The following is a 20,861-nucleotide window of genomic DNA, read 5'->3' as shown; positions in this document are numbered from 1 at the left end:
ATATAGTTATAAGACTCATTATATAAATACGCGTCACAAAAGTATGTCAAGAATTCGACAAAACAAACTAAAAATCAGTCTAATTACATATTAATTCGACGAAATACATATTTTAAATTGTTAAATAAGAAAAAAATTATTACACGACAAACCCAACTAAATCTTCAATTTTAGAAATTAATTGAATTTTAATAACCGTGTTTTTTAAAGCAATTTTGCTATATTTAGAAACAAAAATAGTTGAAAACCCTAATTTTTCAGCCTCTAAAATACGTTGCTCAACACGTTGTATAGGGCGAATTTCTCCAGATAAACCAACCTCTGCTGCAAAACAAAAATCTTTTTGAAGCGGCACATCTTCATTAGAAGATAAAATTGATGCCACCACAGCTAAATCTATTGCAGGATCATCTACAGATATTCCTCCAGTAATATTTAAAAAGACATCTTTTGCACCTAAACGGAAACCTGCACGTTTTTCTAATACAGCCAACAACATGTTTAAACGTTTTGCATTAAATCCTGTTGCACTTCTTTGTGGTGTACCATAAACCGCTGTACTGACTAATGCCTGAACCTCAATCATTAAAGGACGCATACCCTCTAGAGTTGCAGCAATAGCATTACCTGAAAGCTCTTCGTCTTTCTTTGATATTAATATTTCTGAAGGATTAGTTACTTCTCTTAAACCTGAACCTTGCATTTCATAAATCCCCAACTCGTTGGTAGAACCAAATCGATTTTTATGGGCCCTTAAAATTCTAAACACATGGTTTCTATCACCTTCAAACTGCAACACAGTATCGACCATATGCTCTAATATTTTTGGTCCAGCAATATTTCCATCCTTGGTAATATGACCAATTAACAATACAGGCGTTGCGGTTTCTTTAGCAAATTTTATAAGCTCGGTTGTGCATTCTTTAATTTGTGAAATGCTACCAGAAGACGACTCTATATAATCACTATGCAAGGTTTGAATAGAATCAATTATAACAATATCTGGTTCTAAAGCTTCAATTTGATTGAATATATTTTGAGTTTTAGTTTCTGTTAAAATATAACAGTTGCTATTATCTGGGTTTATGCGTTCTGCACGCATTTTTATTTGCTTTTGACTTTCTTCTCCAGAAACGTATAAGGTTTTATAGGGTAATTTTAAAGAGATTTGTAATAACAGGGTACTTTTACCTATTCCAGGTTCACCACCTAATAAAGTTAAAGACCCAGGTACAATTCCACCTCCCAAAACACGATTAAATTCACCATCAAAAGTATCTAATCGAGGCTCTTTAGATGTATCAATTTCATTAATCCGTAATGGAACTGATGCCTTTTTTACTGATGATGTTGGCGATTTCCAATCGCTTTTTTCTGGCTTTTGTATAAGCTCTTCAACAATGGTATTCCATTCTTTACATGCATTACATTGCCCTTGCCATTTTGCATACTGCGTGCCGCAATTTTGACAAAAAAAAGTGGTTTTTATTTTTGCCATTAATAACCGAAATCTTCTTTAATTAAATCTGCTTTCTCAAGCATTAAATCTTTTGTAAGCCCTGCAATTTCTTCAAGCGTATAAGCTGATTGATAGGTTCTCATAGCTTTTTTAGGCTCTCCAGTCTCTTCATAAAAACGTGCAATATAGTAGGTACCTAAAAGTGTTTCTGGAAATGTCTTTCTTGCCATTTTACCTAACTCCTCGTAATACTCATATAATTCGTTTTTTTCAATGGCTGCAGAGATTGCTTTAAAATCGTTTAATAATATTTTCTTATCAATACCAAACAAATCTGAAATGGCTTGATATTTTTCTTGAAGGTATAATACTGGTGATATTTCTAATTCTAGAATCACATCTTTATACTCTTTTTTTGAAATAGGCTGAAAAACTTGAAAAATACCTTCAATAGCACTTGGAATAGCATGAGTTGGCACAGAATAATGTGAAGGTCCTTCAAAACTATCAAAACTATATTCTAAATTTTCATTTTCAATGGCTGATACATCTGTGTTTAAAGCTCCTGTCATTTGCTTTATAGATTTAGCATCGTTATTAGTATTAGCTAAGTAGTAAAATATTTTAGATTGAATTTTCCCCATGGCTTCAGGAAGATAATCAATCATATTTGGTGCTAATTCTGGACTAATAGAAATATAAGCTTGAAATAAAGGTTGCGGCTTTAGTAAATAGTAGTTAATAAAATTTGCTGTTTCTCCATGACCTACGGCTACTCGAAAATTACCTGCTCTATATGTTTTTTCTATAAATGGCATTAATTCCATTCCAATAAATTCAAAAAAGGCAGCACCTGTTTCTATGGGTAACGAATTTTGTTCGGAATACATACAATCGTCAAATCGTTTGTCTATTTGATTTACTCCAACTACAATAGATTGAGGCATATCTTCCCAATAGGAATAATAATCTACATTTCCTGCAACAGCTTCAAACATATAATCACCATCTAAAACTATAAAAACTGGATATGTTTTATCTTCATTTGTGCTATATCCTCTTGGTAATTGAATTTTTATTTGACGCTCCTCTCCTAGTTTTGAAGACTGAATCGTTTCGTATTTAACTTGTGCTGCTGTTAGGTTAAAAATTAAAAAAAGGAATAAAAAGAAAACAAGAGTCTTTTTCATTTTAGAATAATTTGAGATTTATTAGTGGCAAGGTAAGAAATTAAGCTAGAGTTTAAAAGCAAAGTTTTTCTATGACACAACCATGGTTTAATTATTATTTGAAGCTTTAGTTCTATTAAAAATAGGCAAATAAATAAGTGATAATCCTCCAAAAATAATTATTAGTATAGTCTGCGACGACCAAACAATCCAGCCAAATGCTCGACTTGGATCTTCAGAAATAAAAAACAAAGAAGTAAACACAAGAACTATCGCTTCAGGGTAAGAACCTATACCTCCATTGGTTGCAGCAATACTAAAACTAGCTGCAATAAATCCAATTAACACAGCAGCAAATGGAATATCACTCATTTCTTGTAAAGAAAATGTAGTAACATAAAACATTAGCACATACATTAACCAAATAAAAAGCGTATGAAAGATAAACGCCCATTTCTTTTTCATTTTAAAAATACTTAAAGCACCTTCAATTAATCCACTTACAAATCCTTTAATTTTTATAGCTATTTTAGAATTACTTTTTTTAATGACTATTAAAAAGAAAACAACCAAAATGATTAATCCTGCTAATGCAATTCCAATTTTGGTTGGGTTAAATTTTTCTACTAAAAAACTATAAATAAAATCAAACTGAAGAAAAAGAGTAACAGTTATAATGCCTAGCATAACAATCATATCTGCAATACGTTCGGCTACAATGGTACCAAAACCTTTTTCAAAAGGCACGCCTTCGTAATTTGTAATTATTGAAGCTCTAGCCACTTCTCCCGCTCTAGGTATGGTATAATTAATTAAATACGTTGCAAAAACTGCCATGATGCTATTACCAAGTTTAATCTTATAACCCAAAGGCTCTAACTGGAACTGCCAACGATAAGCTCTAGATAAATGACTCAGTAAACCAAAAAACATTCCTAATACAATATAGCTGTAATCTGCTTTTTTAAAATACTTGACCAATTCTTCAATTGAGATTTGAGACAGAGAATACCAGACCAAAAAAACTCCCAATAATAATGGGAGTGTAATTTTTAATATATTTTTTGTCTTTTTATTCAAGAATTTAATTTAATAAATTGGTTGCTTCATCTGGAAACACTAAAGATGGTTTAAATACTTTAGCTTTTTCAATATCCATGAAAGCATACGTGATAAGGATTAAAGTATCTCCAACCGACACTCTTCTAGCTGCAGCTCCATTAAGTGTTATTTCTCCACTTTTACGAGGCCCAGGAATACAATAGGTTTCTAAACGCTCTCCATTATCATTATTTACAATTTGAACTTTTTCACCTTGTATAATATTAGCGGCATCCATTAAATCTTCGTCAATGGTTATACTTCCTATATAATTGAGTTCTGCACCTGTGCATTTAACTCTATGAATCTTAGATTTTACTACTTGAATTTGCATGAGGCAAAGATAATTAATTTAAAGCGATATTGTCTATTAGTCTAATATCGTCTGCATATACAGCTATAAAAGCTCTATATGTTTTTTTGTTTGATTTTCGTTTAACTGGTTTTAAGGTTTTAGTGTCTGAAATAATAAAATATTCTAGTTCTAGAATATCATGTTTAGCAAACTGTTTCTCAACCCATTCCGTTACTTTAACTGCACTTTTTGTGCCAAATTTTTCTTTGGCAGAATTTAATGTTTCAAAAATAAAAGGTGCTGCTGTTTTATAATCTGGTTTAAGCCTCGTATTTCGGGAGCTCATAGCTAATCCATTAGCTTCACGATGAATTTTACAACCTACAATTTTTACTGGTATATTATATTTTTCAACTAGTTTCTTGATTATAGCAAGCTGCTGAAAATCTTTCTCACCAAAATAAGCCTTATGAGGTTTTACAATGTCAAAAAAACGTTTCACAATAGTTCCTACACCATCAAAATGTCCGTTCCTAAACTTGCCTTCCATTTCAAACTCCAAACCATCAAAGTCAAATTTTTGAGACACCGTATTTCCACCATAAATATCATCTACCGTTGGTGCATATACCAAAATATTGGTTTTACTTACTGTTTTAAGTAACTCGACATCACTATCTAATGTTCTTGGGTATTTCACCAGATCATCTTTATTATCAAACTGAGTTGGGTTAACAAAAATACTAACCACAACTTTATCATTATCCAATAAAGCTTTTTTAACTAATTGTAAATGCCCTTGGTGCAATGCGCCCATAGTTGGCACCATTCCAATAGTTAGCTTTTTAGCTTTCAAATCATCAATAGCTAATGCAATTTGTTGTTTATCTGAGTAAATTTCCACTTTTTAATAAAAAATTAACGGTTGCAAACTTAAGATTTTACAACCAATTAGCATAAAATTTTGTACTTTTGCGTGTTTTTTATTTTGAAATTTTAAAAGCAGAACTGTTATAAAGCAGGCTTTTCAAAAATTATTTTTTAAAAAGAAAAGCAATAATTGCTATTTAACAACTTTATTTAAGTCAACAAAATCAAACATATGAAAGATAAGAGGATATTATATGTATCATCTGAAGTAGTACCTTATTTACCTGAAACAGAAATTTCTTCAGCTTCTTTTGAAGCACCAAGATTGGTGAATCAACAAGGCGGGCAAATTAGAATCTTCATGCCTCGATACGGAAATATTAATGAACGTAGACACCAATTACACGAAGTTATTAGATTATCTGGTATAAATTTAGTGATTAACGATTTAGATATGCCTCTAATCATTAAAGTAGCTTCAATCCCGAAAGAACGTATTCAGGTTTATTTTATTGACAACGATGAATATTTTAAAAGAAAAGCAACATTAACAGACGAAGACGGAAACCTGTTTTCTGATAATGATGAACGCGCTATTTTCTTTGCAAAAGGCGTTATAGAAACTGTAAAAAAATTAAACTGGGCACCAGATATTATTCATGTTCATGGATGGTTAGCGTCATTATTACCGCTTTATCTTAAAGAATATTATAAGGACGAGCCTCTGTTTAACGAAAGTAAAATAGTAACCTCAATATACAATCAAAGTTTTGATGGTGCGTTAAATAAAGATATGGTTAACAAAATAAAGTTTGACAATATTGAAGATGATGCTATAAAAACACTAGAAGATCCTACATACAATAATTTAATGAAAGTTGCCATTGATTATTCTGATGCACTAATTGTTGGGTCTGAAAATATTCCAGAAGATTTAGATACATATTTAAAAGCATCAGAAAAACCCATTCTAGAATATAAAAGCAAAGATGAATTTGGTGAAGCATATACAACATTTTTTAATGATTCTGTTTTAAGCTAAACCTTTAAAATTCATTCAATATTATATGAAAAAGATATTTAAAGCCCTTAAATTTCCTGTAATTTTTATTCTATTTTTATCCTGTTTTATTGCTTGCGATAAAGAATTTAGTACTATTGACAGTGATGTTCTTGGTGAAGGAAATGCTAATTTTTTCTCAAGTGTAGATACACTTTCTATAGCGGCGTACAACAAAAAATTAGAAGCTCTACAAGTAAATAATTTAGCCTCAAACCTTCTTGGTGTTTTTAACGACCAAGAATATGGGAGAACCACAGCTAGTATTGTTACGCAGTTAACACCAGCATCTTTTACTGAAGATTTTGATGTAAATCCTGTAATAGACTCTGTTGTTATTAATATACCTTATTTCAGTACTGCAAATGATACTGATGTTGATGGAAATCTAACTTATCAATTAGATTCTATTTACGGAACTCCGGGAGCGGAATTTAAATTAACTATTTATGAAAACACCTATTATTTAAGAGATTTTGATCCTTCTGGAAGTACGATTACATCTCAAAATTTTTATTCAAAAGCGGAAGAGTTAACAGAAAGCACACATAATTATGCTCTAACTGGCACTCAGGAAATAGATTTCGACAATTTTATTGGTGATGTCATTTTTGATAATATAGTAACCCCTTCAGCAGATGTTAAGGTTTTAACTACAGGTGAAGGAGAAGATCTCGTTTCAACAAGGTCTTTACCGGCTTTTAGAGTTTGTTTTAAAAGTGAGGTAGATATAGACGAAATAGCCTTTTGGCAAGAAACTATAGTTCAAAAAGGGATAGAAGATGACCTTGTTTTAAGTAATGCAAATAAATTTAGGAACTACTTTAGAGGACTATATTTTAAAGCGCAAGCTAATGAAACTGCTGGCAATATGTTTTTAACTAACTTAGAGTCTACAGATGCTAATATTACTATTTACTATACAAAAGGTGAAGAAGGCTCAAGAATACAAGATGAATATGTATTAAATTTCACAGGTAACAAGTTAAACACCTTTATTAACGATTTTAATAAAGTAACATTAGCAGATGGGGACAAAGTGAATGGTGATGAAACCATATATCTTAAAGGACTCGAGGGTTCTATGGCAATAGTAGACTTATTTGGTCCAGATACTGATGGAGATATGATACCTGATGGGTTAGATGAATTCTTAAAAGCATATAGAAAAACAGATGATGAAGGAGAATTTATTCCAGATGGTAATGGAAGTTACGTTTTAAAAAGGCTCGTTAACGAAGCACATATAGCCATTTATGAAGATGAAACTAAAGTAATAAAAGATCTTGATGACAATGGAGAAACTTATCATAAATATGATCGTATTTATGCATATGACATAAAAAATAACACATCAACTTATGATTATCTAATTGATCTTTCTGTTGGTAATACGGCTACAAACTCTAAAGTTATTAGTTTAGGACAAAGAGATAGTATCTCAGAAACAGAAGCAAAATACAAAATACGCCTTACTGAACACTTAAATAACATTATACAACATGACTCAACAAATTACCAAATTGGGTTAGTTTTATCTAATAATGTTAATTACACTACTAATTCTGAAATATTGAATAGTACTGATGATGTAACGGCTATTCCCTCAGCTTCAATAATTTCTCCTAGAGGAACTATACTATACGGAAGTCATGAAAGTGTTTCTGCAGACAAAAGGTTAGCATTCAAAGTATTTTATACTGAAATAAAAGAAGATTAATGGGCTAATAAATTATTATAAAGTGAATTATATCGTATAAATCTACTAGTTCACATAATAATTATCACTCATTAATATTTATTTTACATATTTGCTTTAAATTAAAATAACCCCAAAATCAAATTAAAAAATTATGTGTGGAATTGTTGGATATATTGGACGCAGAGATGCTTACCCTATTGTTATAGAAGGGCTTAAACGATTAGAATACAGAGGCTATGATAGTGCCGGAATTGCTTTGTTTGATGGCACAGATCTTAAAATATCTAAAACAAAAGGTAAAGTAGCAGATTTAGAAGACCGCGCTAATATAGAAATTTCTAAAAATGGAAATGTAGGTATTGGACATACCCGTTGGGCAACACACGGGGTTCCTAATGACATAAACTCTCACCCACATCTTTCAAACTCAGGTGATTTAGTCATTATTCATAACGGTATTATTGAAAATTATGACTCTCTTAAGCAAGAACTTATTTCAAGAGGTTATACCTTTCAATCAGATACAGACACAGAAGTTTTAATCAATTTAATTGAAGACGTTAAAAAACAAGAAAATGTAAAACTTGGAAAAGCTGTTCAAATCGCTTTAAACCAGGTTATTGGAGCATATGCAATTGCTGTTTTCGACAAAAATAAACCAGAAGAAATTGTAGTGGCTAGATTAGGTAGCCCTTTGGCAATTGGTATTGGTGAAAATGAAGATGAATTTTTTATTGCTAGTGATGCTTCGCCTTTCCTTGAATATACAAAAAACGCTGTTTACCTAGAAGATGAGGAAATGGCTGTGATAAGATTTCACAAAGGTATAAAAGTTAGAAAAATTAAAGATGATTCTTTAGTAGATACCTATGTTCAGGAGCTTCAGATGAATTTAGAGCAAATTGAAAAAGGTGGTTATGATCACTTTATGCTTAAAGAAATTCATGAGCAACCTAAAGCCATAACAGATACGTATAGAGGTAGATTATTAAGAAACGAAGCTATTATAAAAATGGCAGGTGTTGAAGATAACATGAAAAAGTTTCTTAATGCTAATCGCATTATAATTGTTGCCTGCGGAACTTCATGGCACGCTGGTTTAGTAGCAGAGTATATTTTTGAAGATTTAGCAAGAATACCTGTAGAGGTTGAGTACGCTTCAGAATTTAGATATCGTAATCCTGTTATTACTGAGAATGATGTGCTAATTGCCATTTCTCAATCTGGAGAAACAGCTGATACATTAGCAGCTATCAAATTAGCAAAATCAAAAGGTGCATTTGTATTTGGCGTATGTAATGTTGTAGGTTCATCTATAGCAAGAGAGTCTGATGCCGGTGCTTATACGCATGCTGGTCCAGAAATTGGTGTGGCATCTACTAAAGCATTTACAACTCAAATTACAGTATTAACACTTATGGCGTTAAGGCTAGCTAGAGCCAAAGGAACTATAAGTAGTTCTGATTTTCGTCAGCATCTATTAGAATTAGAAATGATTCCTAAAAAAGTTGAAAAAGCCTTAGAATCAGATGCTAATATCCAAACTATTTCAAGTGTTTATAAAGACGTTAGCAACTTTTTATACTTAGGAAGAGGATACAATTTCCCTGTTGCACTAGAGGGTGCTCTAAAATTAAAAGAGATATCATATATTCACGCTGAAGGTTATCCAGCAGCAGAAATGAAGCATGGACCTATTGCTTTAATTGATGAAAACATGCCTATAGTAGTTATTGCCACTAAAAAGGGACACTATGAAAAGGTGGTTAGTAACATTCAAGAAATAAAATCGAGAAAAGGAAAAATTATTGGAATTGTAACAGAAGGAGATGTTCAAGTAAAAGAGCTTGCTGATCATGTTATTGAAGTTCCAGAAACTTTAGAGTCACTGACTCCACTCCTTACTACTATTCCGTTACAATTATTATCATACCATATAGCAGTCATGTTAGATAAAAATGTTGATCAACCAAGAAATTTAGCAAAATCTGTTACAGTAGAATAAAAACAATTACATCAAAATTTATAATTGAAATTCCATGTTTGCTCAAACATGGAATTTCTTATTTTTTAGCCTCTTTTTTGATTTATTAGCAATAAAACACAATGTTTTTTGCTAAAACATACTATGCATGCATAATTTTTTTTACTTTTACTAACTAGGATTATATAATAATTTTATATATTCTTGTTGTTCAACTAAAACTTTAAATACTAAATGAAGACAATTCTCCCCTATTTAATGCTATTGCTTTGTGGATTTTCATTTTCGCAATCTAAAATCACAGGTACAGTTGTAGATGATAATAGTCAGCCCATTCCAGGAGCAAACATTATTATTGTTGGCACATCAACAGGTACTGTTACAGATTTTGATGGTAACTTTTCATTATCTACAAATCAAAACCCTCCATTTGCACTTCAAGCAAGTAGTGTTGGTTTTGAAACAGTAACTGAAGACATTACATCAAAAAACCAAAAAATAAATTTCATTCTTAATGAAGGTACTTCTCTAGATGAAGTAGTCATTTCGGCCTCAAGAACACCAGAACGTATTTTTGAATCACCTGTAACCGTAGAGCGTTTTGGTTTAAAAGAGATTAAAAATACAACCTCAGCAGATTTTTATGGCGGTTTAGAGAACCTTAAAGGTGTCGATGTTAATACTAATAGTTTAACATTTAAATCTGTAAACACAAGAGGTTTTGCCACATTTGCCAATAATCGCTTTATGCAATTAGTCGATGGCATGGACAATTCTACTCCAGCACTTAACTTTCCAATTGGAAACTTAGTAGGAATGACCGAAACAGATGTTTTAAGTGTTGAATTGTTACCTGGTGCCTCTTCTGCATTATATGGAGCAAATGCATTTAATGGTATTTTGTTTATGCGAAGTAAAAATCCTTTCGATCATCAAGGCATAAGTGCTTCTGTAAAAAGAGGAATTACATCCCAAGAATCCGCTGGAGACAATGCATATACTGATGTTAGCTTTAGAGCAGGGTATAAGTTTAGTAATAAAATTGCTGCAAAAATTAATTTTGGTTACCTAAAGGGAACTGACTGGGCTGCAACTAGTGAAACTGATAAGATTAACCCAGAAAACACTAGAGCTAACCTAGATTATGATGGTATAAACGTTTATGGTGATGAAGTTTCTGCAAATATAAGAACAGAAGCTCCTGCAAGTGTGAAAGGTATCATACCTGATGTAGTTGTAAGTAGAACGGGGTATAACGAAAGAGACTTAACCAATTATAATGCTGAAAGTATCAAATCTGATTGGGGATTATATTACCGTCCCTGGGAAAATGACTTTGAAGTCTCTTATGTTGGCAAAATAGGTACAGGATCAACCATTTATCAGGGAACAAACCGATATAATATTGCAAACTTCTTTCAGCAACAACATAAGTTAGAATTTAAAAATGATAATTTCTTTTTAAGAGGTTATGTCGTGACTGATAAAGCAGGAGATTCTTATGACATGGTTTTTACGGGTATTAATATAAACAGAGCTTGGAAAAGTGACGAAGATTGGTTTGGAGATTATATAGCAACTTATGCAGGTGCAACCTTAAGTGGGGATACTGAAGCCCAAGCACATGCTAAAGCAAGAGGTGTTGCTGAAGAAGAGTTTGATTTAGATAATAATGGAAATATTGTTAGAGATATTAATGGTAATCCTATTGAAGTGGACGGCATTAAACGTTTTTCACCAAATACTCCAGAATACGAAGCTGCATTTAATAGAAGTATTAATGATCCCGATTTAAGTACAGGATCTAAATTCCAAGATGCATCTAAGTATTACCACTCTGATGCGAATTATAATTTTAGTCATTTAATAGATTTTGCCGAAATTCAAGTAGGAGGCTCATACAGAAGATATAGTTTAAATTCTTCAGGAACTATTTATACAGATTTAGATGGTCCAATAGATTATTCAGAATTTGGTATTTACACGCAAATTCAAAAAAACCTTGAATTAAATGAAGATTTAGAACTTAAATTAACTGGATCTGTACGTTATGATAAATCAGAATTTTTTGATGGTTTTATATCACCAAGAATCTCTGCTGGCCTAACAGTAAACAGAAACCATAATATTCGAGCTTCTGTACAAACAGGTTTTAGAAACCCTACTACACAAGATTTATTTATTGGATTAGATGCTGGTAGAGCTATTTTAGTGGGTTCTGCACCTGAGAATTTAGATCGTTATGTTAGAACATTTGATGTTAGTGACGAAGGTCAAGCATTAAATCAAGACGCTTCAGTTACCCAAACTGGACGTGTTGGATATGAAAACTCTTTTTCAATAGATAATAATGGAAATGTTACAGGTGTAGGAAATCCAGATATAATAAAGCCTGAACAAGTATCCTCTATAGAGGTTGGTTATAGAGGTAAATTCAAAAACCTAATTGTAGATTTTAGTGCTTATTATAACAATTATAAAGATTTCATTTCTCAAGAAGTCGTTATTTCGCCTTTTTATGGTACTGTAGATCCTAATAATGATGGTGAACTTGATGATACTGATCCCTTAGCGTTTGAGGCACTTGCAAATGACGATTTCCAAGCTTGGAGTACTTATACAAACTCAGAAGCTGATGTTAATTCTTACGGAGCTTCAATTGGTTTATCTACTAAAGTGTTTGGCAATTTTGATTTAAGCGGAAGTTATACCTATGCTAAACTAGATTTTGATCGCGTTAAATATCCTAGCTTCACCACAAACTTTAACACTCCTGAACATAAATTTAAAGCATCGTTTGGAAATACTGAGGTATTCAAAAACTTTGGTTTCAACATCAATTACAGATTTAGTGATGATTATTTCTGGGAAGCAACATTTGGTAATGGTTTAGTACCAGAATACCATGTAGTTGATGCTCAAATAAACTTAAAAGTCCCTAGTTTTAAATCTACTTTCAAAGCAGGAGCAACAAATCTCTTAGGAGATGAGTACTTTACTGCTTTTGGTACAGGCTTTATAGGCTCAATGTACTACCTATCATGGACTATTAATAACCTATAAAAAATTAAACATGAAAAATATAAAATACTTATCACTATTATTTGGACTTATTGCATTTGTAGGCTGTAACGAGCCAGAAGATGTACTTAAAGACACTAATATTGAACCAGAAGAAGTTGTTATACTACCGGAATTAACAACAGGTTCAGTAGATTTTTCAACTTACGTTTCTATAGGAAACTCACTAACCGCTGGATTTACAGATAATGCTTTATTTAAAGCATCTCAAGAAAATTCTTTTCCAAATATACTATCTCAAAAATTCTCTATGCTAGGTGGTGGTAGTTTTAACCAACCGCTTACAAATGATAATTTTGGAGGCTTGTATGCTGGAGGTCAACCCATTATAAACCCTTTAACAGGAGAGACGTTGTTTTTACCAAGGTTAGTAACTACTGGTGGTGCACCTCAATCCTTAGAATCTGTAATAGGAGATATAACTCCAACAACAGATATTGTTTTAAACAACCCAACTGGGCCATTCAATAACATGGGCGTGCCAGGGGCAAAAAGTTATCATTTATTAGCTCCAGGTTATGGTAATTTATCAAACGTAGCATTAGGGCTTGCAAATCCATATTTTGTTAGAATGACAGGAACAACGCCAAATGCAAGTGTATTAGAATTATCTATGGCACAAGCACCAACCTTCTTTTCTTTATGGATAGGTAATAATGATGTTTTAGGATATGCCACTACAGGAGGAGATGGAACAAATACTATAACTCCAGTCGATGGAGCACCTGGTGTTGGTTTTAACCAAACTTATGGCGCTTTAATAGCAACATTAACATCTGGAGGTGCTAAAGGTGTTGTCGCAAATATTCCTTATGTTACAGATATCCCACATTTTACTACGGTTACTTATAACCCAGTACCTTTAGATACTGCAACTGCAGATCTTTTAAATCAAGGTTATGCATTATATAATGGAGGCCTACAACAAGCCTTAGCTGCCTTAGCTGGTACAGGTTTATTAACTGAAGAAGAAGTAGCTAAAAGAACAATAAATTTTTCAGCTGGAGAAGGAAATGCTATGGTAATAGTTGATGAAAACCTTACAGATTTAGGAGCAATAAACCCTGCATTTGCAGGAATTCCTCAATACAGACAGGCAACAGCAGAAGACTTATTTGTCTTACCACTTTCATCTTTAATACCCTTAGGTTACGGGACTCAAATTCCGTTAGAAGATAAATGGGTTTTAACCCCAGAAGAACAATTAGAAATTAAAACGGCTACCGATAGTTATAATGCAACTATAGAAGCAACGGCAACTTCAGCTGGTTTAGCATTTGTCGATGCTAATTCATTATTATCGCAGTTAGCTACAACAGGTCTAGAATCTGATAATTTCATCTTAGCTTCTAACTTAGTTACAGGTGGTGCTTTTTCTTTAGATGGCGTTCACTTAACCTCTAGAGGATATGCTATGATTGCAAACGAATTTATGAAGGCGATTGACGCTGCATATAGCACCAATTTTGAAGCCTCTGGCAATTTAGTAGACATTGGAAATTACCCAACTAACTATTCTCCTCTATTACAGTAAAAGAGAATTCAAATAATACAATAAAAAACATCTTCTTATTGAAGGTGTTTTTTTTATGCCAAAAAACCTTAAAAACAACTTTCATTTTAAATTAAAAAATATATCTTTGCACGCGAAAACTTGAAGTGTTTTCACAGAATTAAAACGCATAATATTAAATACATAAGTAATGTCTAAAGTTACAGGTAAAGTTGCACAAATAGTAGGACCAGTTATCGATGTTGAATTCGCTGCCGGATCTGAACTTCCAAAAATTTACGATTCATTAGAAATTAAGAAAGCAGATGGCTCGCTTTTAATACTAGAAGTACAATCTCATATTGGAGAAGATACTGTACGAACTATCGCAATGGATTCTTCTGATGGTTTAAGTAGAGGAACTGAAGTTAACGCTACAGGTGCTCCTATTCAAATGCCAATTGGTGATGATGTATACGGACGTTTATTTAATGTTATTGGTGATGCTATTGATGGTCTTGGAGATTTACCTAAAGCTGGAGAAGCTGGGTTACCAATTCACCGTCAAGCACCAAAATTTGAAGACTTATCAACATCTACTGAAGTTTTATTTACAGGTATTAAAGTAATCGATTTAATTGAGCCTTATGCAAAAGGTGGTAAAATTGGTTTATTTGGTGGTGCTGGAGTAGGTAAGACAGTATTAATTCAGGAGTTAATTAACAATATAGCAAAAGGACACGGTGGTTTATCTGTATTTGCTGGAGTGGGTGAAAGAACTCGTGAAGGGAATGATTTACTTCGTGAAATGTTAGAATCTGGTATTATTCGTTATGGTGATGATTTTATGCATTCTATGGAAGATGGTGGATGGGATTTATCTAAAGTTGATAAATCAAAAATGAAAGAATCAAAAGCAACATTCGTATTCGGACAAATGAATGAGCCTCCTGGAGCACGTGCACGTGTTGCATTATCCGGTTTAACTATTGCTGAGTATTTCCGTGATGGTGCTGGTGAAGGTCAAGGAAAAGATGTACTTTTCTTCGTAGATAACATTTTCCGTTTTACACAAGCTGGTTCTGAGGTATCTGCATTATTAGGTCGTATGCCTTCTGCGGTAGGTTACCAACCAACATTAGCAACAGAAATGGGTGCGATGCAAGAACGTATTACTTCAACTAAAAGAGGTTCTATTACATCTGTACAAGCGGTTTACGTACCTGCGGATGATTTAACGGATCCTGCGCCTGCTACAACCTTTGCTCACTTAGATGCAACAACGGTATTATCTCGTAAAATTGCTGAGCTAGGTATTTACCCTGCGGTAGATCCTTTAGATTCTACTTCAAGAATTTTAACTGCTGATATTTTAGGTGAAGAGCATTATGCTTGTGCGCAGAGAGTAAAAGAGTTATTACAACGTTATAAAGAATTACAAGATATTATTGCCATCTTAGGTATGGAAGAATTATCTGAAGAAGATAAATTAGCTGTTGGTAGAGCAAGACGTGTACAACGTTTCCTATCTCAACCATTCCACGTAGCAGAGCAATTTACTGGTATTCCTGGTGTATTAGTTGATATTAAAGAAACTATTAAAGGATTTAACATGATTATGGATGGTGAATTAGATCGCCTACCAGAAGCAGCGTTTAACCTTAAAGGAACCATTGAAGAAGCTATTGAAGCTGGAGATAAAATGTTAGCTGAAGCCTAAACAAGTTCAGAGTTCAGAGTTCAGAGTTCAGAATTGAAACTCATAACTTTATAACTCATAACTCATAACTAAAAAGAGATATGTATTTAGAAATAGTATCACCAGAGGCCACATTATTTAGCAGCGAAGTTGATTCTGTTGCGGTTCCAGGTGTAAATGGTGAATTTCAAATGTTGGATAATCACGCACCTATTGTTTCCATATTAAAGGAAGGTTTTGTGAAAATTTCTGGAAACATTGAAATAAACGAGGAAGTTCAAGACAAGTTTACTAAAGGAGACAAAGGCATTACTTTATTAAAAATTAACTCCGGAACTCTTGAAATGAAAGATAATAAAGCTATCATTTTAGCTGATTAAATTTAATTTTCAACATATATAAAAAAGCACGAAATTATAAATTTCGTGCTTTTTTATTTTAAAACAACTCCCAATTACCTTCTTTATAATACAGATAAAGCTTGGGGTTAAATATTGTGTTTATTTTAATTCCTGTGGTATCAACTAAAGGTTTTCCAAAAGATGAGAGCGCAGACATACTATTGTTATTAAGCCATTTTAAATCTAATCTGGTTAAATTTATTTTACTTAACACTTTTGGGCTAATGGGTTCTTTTTTACCAATAATCCAACTCCACTCGCCTAAAGTTAATATTTGATTATGCAATGGCAACGTATAAAAGCCCGAGTTTTTTAATGTTTTATCAATACAATAAAAAGCTTTTGTTGCATAATATGGACTACCAGACTGAGTGATAAAGGTACCTTTAGCATCTAAACTATTATAACATAGACGGTAAAACTCTTTAGTATATAATTTATTTAAATCTACATTATTAGGGTCTGGCAAATCAACTAGAATTGCGTCGTAAACAGTCTTAGAATCTTCTAAATAAGTAAATGCATCTGCTACTATAGTATTTACCTTAACATCGTTTAAAGCACCTTTATTTAAAGTCTTAAAAATAGGATGCTCTCTACCTAAGCGCAACATTTTTTCATCTAAATCAACCAAAGTAATATGACCTATATCTTCATACTTAAGAAGTTCTCTAATAATACAGCCATCGCCCCCTCCTAAAATTAAAATATTATTTCTTTTTTTAGTAATTCCTATAGTAGTATGTACCATAGGTTCGTGGTATAAGAACTCATCAAATGTAGATAGTTGCTGGTTTCCATTTATGTATAATGAATGCCAGTTTTTCCATTCTGTAATCACTATTTTTTGATATTTAGTTTGTTCAGAAAAAACTATTTTGTCTTTATATTTTGCTTGCTCACCAAAAAGCACTAACGGTTTAGCGAAAAATAAACCTCCTAAAATCACAGCAAATACAATAACGTATAGTACAGATACTAATCGTCTTAAGCGACTTGAAATTTCATGTCTTAAAACATAAAACAACCAAAACGACACAATTAAATTTATAAAACCTAAAACAAATGGTGTATACGTTAAACCCAAGTATGGCAAACCTATAAAGGCAAAAAACAAACCTCCTAATAAACTTCCGTAATAATCTTTTTCTAAAATATTAGAAATGTTTAAACGCAACTCTTCAAACTCGTTATTAATTCTAGTTGCAAACGGAATTTCTAAACCAATAAGCAACCCTATAATTATAGAAAGTAAATAGATTATAACCCAAGAAACACTTGTAAAACCATAAATTAAATAAGATGCAATAGCCGAAAACGAAACTAAAACAGACAAAATTAATTCTGTTATTACAAAATAGAATATAATATTTGAGTTGAAAGATTTACTAAGCCTACTTCCCAGCCCCATAGAAAACAACATTATAGAAACTATAAGTGTAAACTGTAAAATGGCGTTTCCTATAAAATAGGACGCTAAAGTGGATAGTATATACTCTGCAACAATACCACTAAACCCAGTTGCAAATAGCGCAGCCTTTAATACAAAGGACTTCCTTTTATTTGAAATTTTCAATGTTATATATTATTTTCCGAAGCCTCCAGATTTAGACCTTGTTGATGAAGCACCGCTATACCTTGAAGAACTTGCACTTTTTCGAGTAGAATACGACTTATAAGTAGAACTTGTACTTCTTCTAGTAAAAAAACTAGATCGTTTCTTTTTCTCGTAAGCACTATTAGTACCGTATGTCGTGCTTCCGTTCATAGTATTACCGTAATATGTTTTACCTGCTGTATTATAAGCTCTATAACCTACATAATCTCTTTGATAAGATCTTCTTCTTAACATCCAATACCAGAATAAACCAGATGAATGATTTGAACGCCAGTATCTTCTTCTTGTACTTGTGTTAGTATTTGTACTGTCCTCTTCTTCCCATTGTCCATATTTCTCATTACCAATAGCCCAATCAAAACCAACTGGTCTGGCAACTCTAGAAAGTTTGTTATTATGATTAGAAACGATTTCCATTCCTAAATCATTTTCATGTTTTATAAAAAACCCTTTGTTTACCGTTTTCCACCCTATAGAATCTACAACTAAAGAGTCTTCTTCTACTTTAAGAATATGATACTTATGCTGAAACAGGTCTTTACCGTTTTCTTCATCAACATTCATATCATTTAAAACAATTGAAAAATCAGTCCCGTTTAAATCGTCAATTAATTGCTCTGAATACTCTAAAGGCACAGAAACCGATTCTCTTTCTGAATCGCCACAGGCTATTATAGTTAGACTTATTACTAATGCTAAAAAAAGATTTTGAAATACTTTCATAATTAATTAGGTGTTATATTTTTTATGTTTTTTGATTTTATTTCTTCCCCGAAAAAGGCTTCAAACTTATCATTTCCCCAGTCTTCGATAGTTAAAATATCTTCGTTGCTATTATAAAACATGTAGGATTTTAAATTTTCCCAGCTCGTTCTATTCGTAAGGTTTTTATAAGCGCCTTTATATTGCTCTTCTAAACTAAATTGATACCCAGAAAAAACAACTTCGCTTGTATTTATGGCATCTTTTAAAATAGAAAAGTCTAATGAAACCGCTTGACTGAAATAAATTTCGTAATCGCCTTTTAAAAATTCAACTTCTAAAAAAGCTTCTATATTATTATCTTCAGATGTCATTATATATTCTATACTTCTCCCATCGCCACTCCAATCGTACTCTGCAATTTCAATAATTTTCCAAGTAGTTTTTTTTACCTTTAAGGTAAATCCTTCTTTTAGTTTATCTAATTTAAAATTTTCTTTCTTACCAAACATACTTCTATTACATATTTATACGTTCTCCACAATTTGGACATTTACAGACTTCTTTATTCTCTTGTTTTTGTTTTTGAACCTCATCAATATAAGCAGAACTTATAATCCCTGTTGGAAGAGCAACTATACCAATACCTAATAATGCTATAACACCACTTAATAATTTACCTAAACCAGTTATTGGGTAAATATCGCCATAACCAACTGTAGTTAAAGTTGCAACTGCCCACCAAAGCGCCTGCCCAATATTTTCAAAAGCTTCTGGTTGTGCTTCGTTTTCTAAACTATACATAAGTGTTGAGGCTAAAACCAGTAAAATAAAAACCATAAAAACAGTTACTAGTATGTCGTTTTTGGTTTTTTTAAGAACCGTACCTATTAATTTAAGCGATTTAGAGTGCCTGTTTAGTTTTAATAACCTTAGTAGGCGCAAAAGTCTTAAAACTCGCATAACTCTCAGATCTATAGTTATTACATATGGTAAATAGAATGGTAATATGGATAATAAATCGACTAACCCTAGAAAAGAAAAAATGTATTTTATTCTGGCCTTTATGGGAGATAGTGTTGGGTATTGTAAATCTGCAACCCAGGCTCTTAAAATATATTCTATTGAAAAAATTACAATAGAGACCATTTCAATACCATAAAACAATCCACTATACTTATCGTTTATAGATTTATAAGACTCTAAAAAAATTGCAATTACATTTATTAATATTAAGCCAGAGATTAGGTATTCTACAAGGTAATCACCTTTTTTATTTCCCTTTTCATTATCTATTAATAGAAAGATGCTTTTTTTTAATGACATATTTTAGCTTTTATAATCTTGTATTTCCTTTAGGCTTCCTCTTTTAATGTCTTTCTGACTAATGCTTTCTGCCTGAAACTCATCTTTTAACCAACGCAAACCTTCGTTTAAATTATATGCATTATTACAAGTAAAAAAATCAATAGCTATATAATTATGTTCTGGCCAAGTATGAATTGCTATATGGCTTTCCTCTATTACAATTACACCGCTAACACCTATTGGAGAAAAGGAATGAATGGTTGTATTAACAACAGTTAGATTTAATATTTTAGCGGCTTTTAATAGTGTGTTTTCAATAAATTCACAAGAGTTTATTTTATCTGATTTACAACCATAAAAATCTACTGTGGTTTGATGCCCTAAAAATGTATCCATAAATTTATTATACCTTTTTAATTACATTAGTTACAATACCCCAAATAACAAAATCGTTTGCATCAGTAATTCTAATAATAGGATAATTAGGATTTTCTGGTTTTAACCAAATGCCTTCGTTATCGACTTTTAAACGTTTTACGGTAAATTCACCATCTAAAAAGCAAACAGCGATTTTATTGTGCGATGGTTGTAAACTTCTATCGATTACTAATAAATCGTTATCATCAAGTCCTGCTCCAATCATAGACTGCCCACTTACACGTGCATAAAAGGTAGCTTCTTTATTTTTTACGAGTTCATTATCTAAAGATAAACGTTGTTGACTAAAATCTTCGGCAGGTGCTGGAAAACCAGCAGAAATTCCTGTGTCATAAAAAACTGCTCCTAAGTTTTCTGATTCTTCTGGATTAAAAATAGTTAATGGGTCTGATTTATGTAACAACATCTCATTATAATTTATGCTAAATATAGCGTTTAAAAATATGTCTTCCTAAGGTTTTTAGTGGTCAATAAATGGTCGA

The 20,861-nt window shown here is 32.2% G+C and carries 18 protein-coding genes; 7 read left to right on the top strand and 11 right to left on the bottom strand.

All coding sequences use genetic code 11. The features are described from left to right. Positions 1-139: 139 nt before the first annotated feature. The 5 genes from radA to panC form a co-directional block, all read right to left on the bottom strand. On the bottom strand, positions 140-1,498 hold the full coding sequence (gene radA / locus SJY43_RS05225) for a DNA repair protein RadA (RefSeq protein ID WP_396602792.1): 1,359 nt from the start codon (positions 1,496-1,498) through the stop codon (positions 140-142). Further along, the gene (locus SJY43_RS05220) at positions 1,498-2,649 is read right to left on the bottom strand and encodes an alpha/beta hydrolase (RefSeq protein ID WP_396602791.1); all 1,152 of its coding nucleotides are present in this window, start codon (positions 2,647-2,649) and stop codon (positions 1,498-1,500) included. The genes radA and SJY43_RS05220 overlap by 1 nt, the downstream gene beginning before the upstream one ends. An 87-nt stretch (positions 2,650-2,736) precedes the next feature. Next, the gene (locus SJY43_RS05215) at positions 2,737-3,708 is read right to left on the bottom strand and encodes a YbhN family protein (protein ID WP_396602790.1); all 972 of its coding nucleotides are present in this window, start codon (positions 3,706-3,708) and stop codon (positions 2,737-2,739) included. A gap of 4 nt (positions 3,709-3,712) precedes the next feature. Then, positions 3,713-4,063: an aspartate 1-decarboxylase gene (panD, locus tag SJY43_RS05210; protein WP_396602789.1), complete on the bottom strand. Its 351-nt coding sequence runs from the start codon at positions 4,061-4,063 to the stop codon at positions 3,713-3,715. Positions 4,064-4,076: 13 nt separating this feature from the next. After that, positions 4,077-4,928 (bottom strand): pantoate--beta-alanine ligase, encoded by an 852-nt coding sequence (gene panC, locus SJY43_RS05205; protein WP_396602788.1) that lies wholly within the window; start codon positions 4,926-4,928, stop codon positions 4,077-4,079. Between the two features lie 198 nt (positions 4,929-5,126). On the opposite strand from panC, the gene SJY43_RS05200 reads away from it, so the two are divergent. The 7 genes from SJY43_RS05200 to SJY43_RS05170 all read left to right on the top strand — a co-directional run bounded on the left by SJY43_RS05200 (position 5,127) and on the right by SJY43_RS05170 (position 16,292). Continuing rightward, complete coding sequence (locus tag SJY43_RS05200; RefSeq protein ID WP_396602787.1) at positions 5,127-5,936, top strand: glycogen/starch synthase; 810 nt, start codon at positions 5,127-5,129, stop codon at positions 5,934-5,936. 25 nt (positions 5,937-5,961) lie between these two features. Then, positions 5,962-7,674: a DUF4270 domain-containing protein gene (locus SJY43_RS05195; protein ID WP_396602786.1), complete on the top strand. Its 1,713-nt coding sequence runs from the start codon at positions 5,962-5,964 to the stop codon at positions 7,672-7,674. 133 nt (positions 7,675-7,807) lie between these two features. Continuing rightward, on the top strand, positions 7,808-9,661 hold the full coding sequence (gene glmS, locus SJY43_RS05190) for a glutamine--fructose-6-phosphate transaminase (isomerizing) (RefSeq protein ID WP_396602785.1): 1,854 nt from the start codon (positions 7,808-7,810) through the stop codon (positions 9,659-9,661). A 213-nt stretch (positions 9,662-9,874) separates the two neighbouring features. After that, positions 9,875-12,703: a TonB-dependent receptor gene (locus SJY43_RS05185; protein ID WP_396602784.1), complete on the top strand. Its 2,829-nt coding sequence runs from the start codon at positions 9,875-9,877 to the stop codon at positions 12,701-12,703. Between the two features lie 10 nt (positions 12,704-12,713). Beyond that, positions 12,714-14,255, top strand: coding sequence for a G-D-S-L family lipolytic protein (locus SJY43_RS05180; RefSeq protein WP_396602783.1), 1,542 nt, complete (start codon positions 12,714-12,716; stop codon positions 14,253-14,255). A 169-nt stretch (positions 14,256-14,424) separates the two neighbouring features. After that, entirely contained in the window at positions 14,425-15,933 is a 1,509-nt protein-coding gene (atpD, locus tag SJY43_RS05175) for a F0F1 ATP synthase subunit beta (protein ID WP_396602782.1), read from the top strand. Between the two features lie 80 nt (positions 15,934-16,013). After that, positions 16,014-16,292: a F0F1 ATP synthase subunit epsilon gene (locus SJY43_RS05170; protein WP_396602781.1), complete on the top strand. Its 279-nt coding sequence runs from the start codon at positions 16,014-16,016 to the stop codon at positions 16,290-16,292. 58 nt (positions 16,293-16,350) lie between these two features. On the opposite strand, the gene SJY43_RS05165 is transcribed toward SJY43_RS05170, so the two are convergent. Genes SJY43_RS05165 through SJY43_RS05140 form a run of 6 tightly spaced genes read right to left on the bottom strand, consistent with a single transcriptional unit; the run spans position 16,351 to position 20,785 of the window. Next, a complete protein-coding gene (locus SJY43_RS05165; protein ID WP_396602780.1) occupies positions 16,351-17,889 on the bottom strand; it encodes a polyamine aminopropyltransferase in 1,539 nt (512 codons plus the stop codon). A gap of 9 nt (positions 17,890-17,898) precedes the next feature. After that, positions 17,899-18,654 carry a hypothetical protein gene (locus tag SJY43_RS05160; protein ID WP_396602779.1) on the bottom strand — a complete coding sequence of 252 codons (756 nt, stop codon included), beginning with the start codon at positions 18,652-18,654 and terminating at the stop codon, positions 17,899-17,901. A gap of 2 nt (positions 18,655-18,656) precedes the next feature. After that, positions 18,657-19,145, bottom strand: a complete 489-nt coding sequence (locus SJY43_RS05155; RefSeq protein ID WP_396602778.1) for a DUF4178 domain-containing protein — start codon at positions 19,143-19,145, stop codon at positions 18,657-18,659. Between the two features lie 7 nt (positions 19,146-19,152). After that, a complete protein-coding gene (locus SJY43_RS05150) occupies positions 19,153-19,959 on the bottom strand; it encodes an ion transporter (protein WP_396602777.1) in 807 nt (268 codons plus the stop codon). Positions 19,960-19,962: 3 nt separating this feature from the next. Further along, positions 19,963-20,337: an adenosylmethionine decarboxylase gene (speD, locus tag SJY43_RS05145; RefSeq protein WP_396602776.1), complete on the bottom strand. Its 375-nt coding sequence runs from the start codon at positions 20,335-20,337 to the stop codon at positions 19,963-19,965. Between the two features lie 7 nt (positions 20,338-20,344). Beyond that, positions 20,345-20,785: a LexA family protein gene (locus SJY43_RS05140; RefSeq protein WP_396602775.1), complete on the bottom strand. Its 441-nt coding sequence runs from the start codon at positions 20,783-20,785 to the stop codon at positions 20,345-20,347. Positions 20,786-20,861 lie beyond the last annotated feature (76 nt).

The sequence above is a fragment of the Algibacter sp. R77976 genome, assembly GCF_044594645.1.
In the GTDB taxonomy this organism is placed as follows: Bacteria; Bacteroidota; Bacteroidia; order Flavobacteriales; family Flavobacteriaceae; genus Algibacter_B.
The sequence above is the reverse complement of the archived record's forward strand: the minus strand, read 5'-3'. Positions and strand labels throughout refer to the sequence as shown.

Excerpts from the sequence above, each read along its gene's own strand:
- radA (WP_396602792.1), bottom strand. The coding sequence starts at position 1,498 with ATGGCAAAAATAAAAACCACTTTTTTTTGTCAAAATTGCGGCACGCAG.
- SJY43_RS05220 (WP_396602791.1), bottom strand. The coding sequence starts at position 2,649 with ATGAAAAAGACTCTTGTTTTCTTTTTATTCCTTTTTTTAATTTTTAAC.
- panD (WP_396602789.1), bottom strand. The coding sequence starts at position 4,063 with ATGCAAATTCAAGTAGTAAAATCTAAGATTCATAGAGTTAAATGCACA.
- SJY43_RS05200 (WP_396602787.1), top strand. The coding sequence starts at position 5,127 with ATGAAAGATAAGAGGATATTATATGTATCATCTGAAGTAGTACCTTAT.
- SJY43_RS05195 (WP_396602786.1), top strand. The coding sequence starts at position 5,962 with ATGAAAAAGATATTTAAAGCCCTTAAATTTCCTGTAATTTTTATTCTA.
- glmS (WP_396602785.1), top strand. The coding sequence starts at position 7,808 with ATGTGTGGAATTGTTGGATATATTGGACGCAGAGATGCTTACCCTATT.
- SJY43_RS05185 (WP_396602784.1), top strand. The coding sequence starts at position 9,875 with ATGAAGACAATTCTCCCCTATTTAATGCTATTGCTTTGTGGATTTTCA.
- SJY43_RS05180 (WP_396602783.1), top strand. The coding sequence starts at position 12,714 with ATGAAAAATATAAAATACTTATCACTATTATTTGGACTTATTGCATTT.
- atpD (WP_396602782.1), top strand. The coding sequence starts at position 14,425 with ATGTCTAAAGTTACAGGTAAAGTTGCACAAATAGTAGGACCAGTTATC.
- SJY43_RS05170 (WP_396602781.1), top strand. The coding sequence starts at position 16,014 with ATGTATTTAGAAATAGTATCACCAGAGGCCACATTATTTAGCAGCGAA.
- SJY43_RS05160 (WP_396602779.1), bottom strand. The coding sequence starts at position 18,654 with ATGAAAGTATTTCAAAATCTTTTTTTAGCATTAGTAATAAGTCTAACT.
- SJY43_RS05155 (WP_396602778.1), bottom strand. The coding sequence starts at position 19,145 with ATGTTTGGTAAGAAAGAAAATTTTAAATTAGATAAACTAAAAGAAGGA.
- SJY43_RS05150 (WP_396602777.1), bottom strand. The coding sequence starts at position 19,959 with ATGTCATTAAAAAAAAGCATCTTTCTATTAATAGATAATGAAAAGGGA.
- speD (WP_396602776.1), bottom strand. The coding sequence starts at position 20,337 with ATGGATACATTTTTAGGGCATCAAACCACAGTAGATTTTTATGGTTGT.
- SJY43_RS05140 (WP_396602775.1), bottom strand. The coding sequence starts at position 20,785 with ATGTTGTTACATAAATCAGACCCATTAACTATTTTTAATCCAGAAGAA.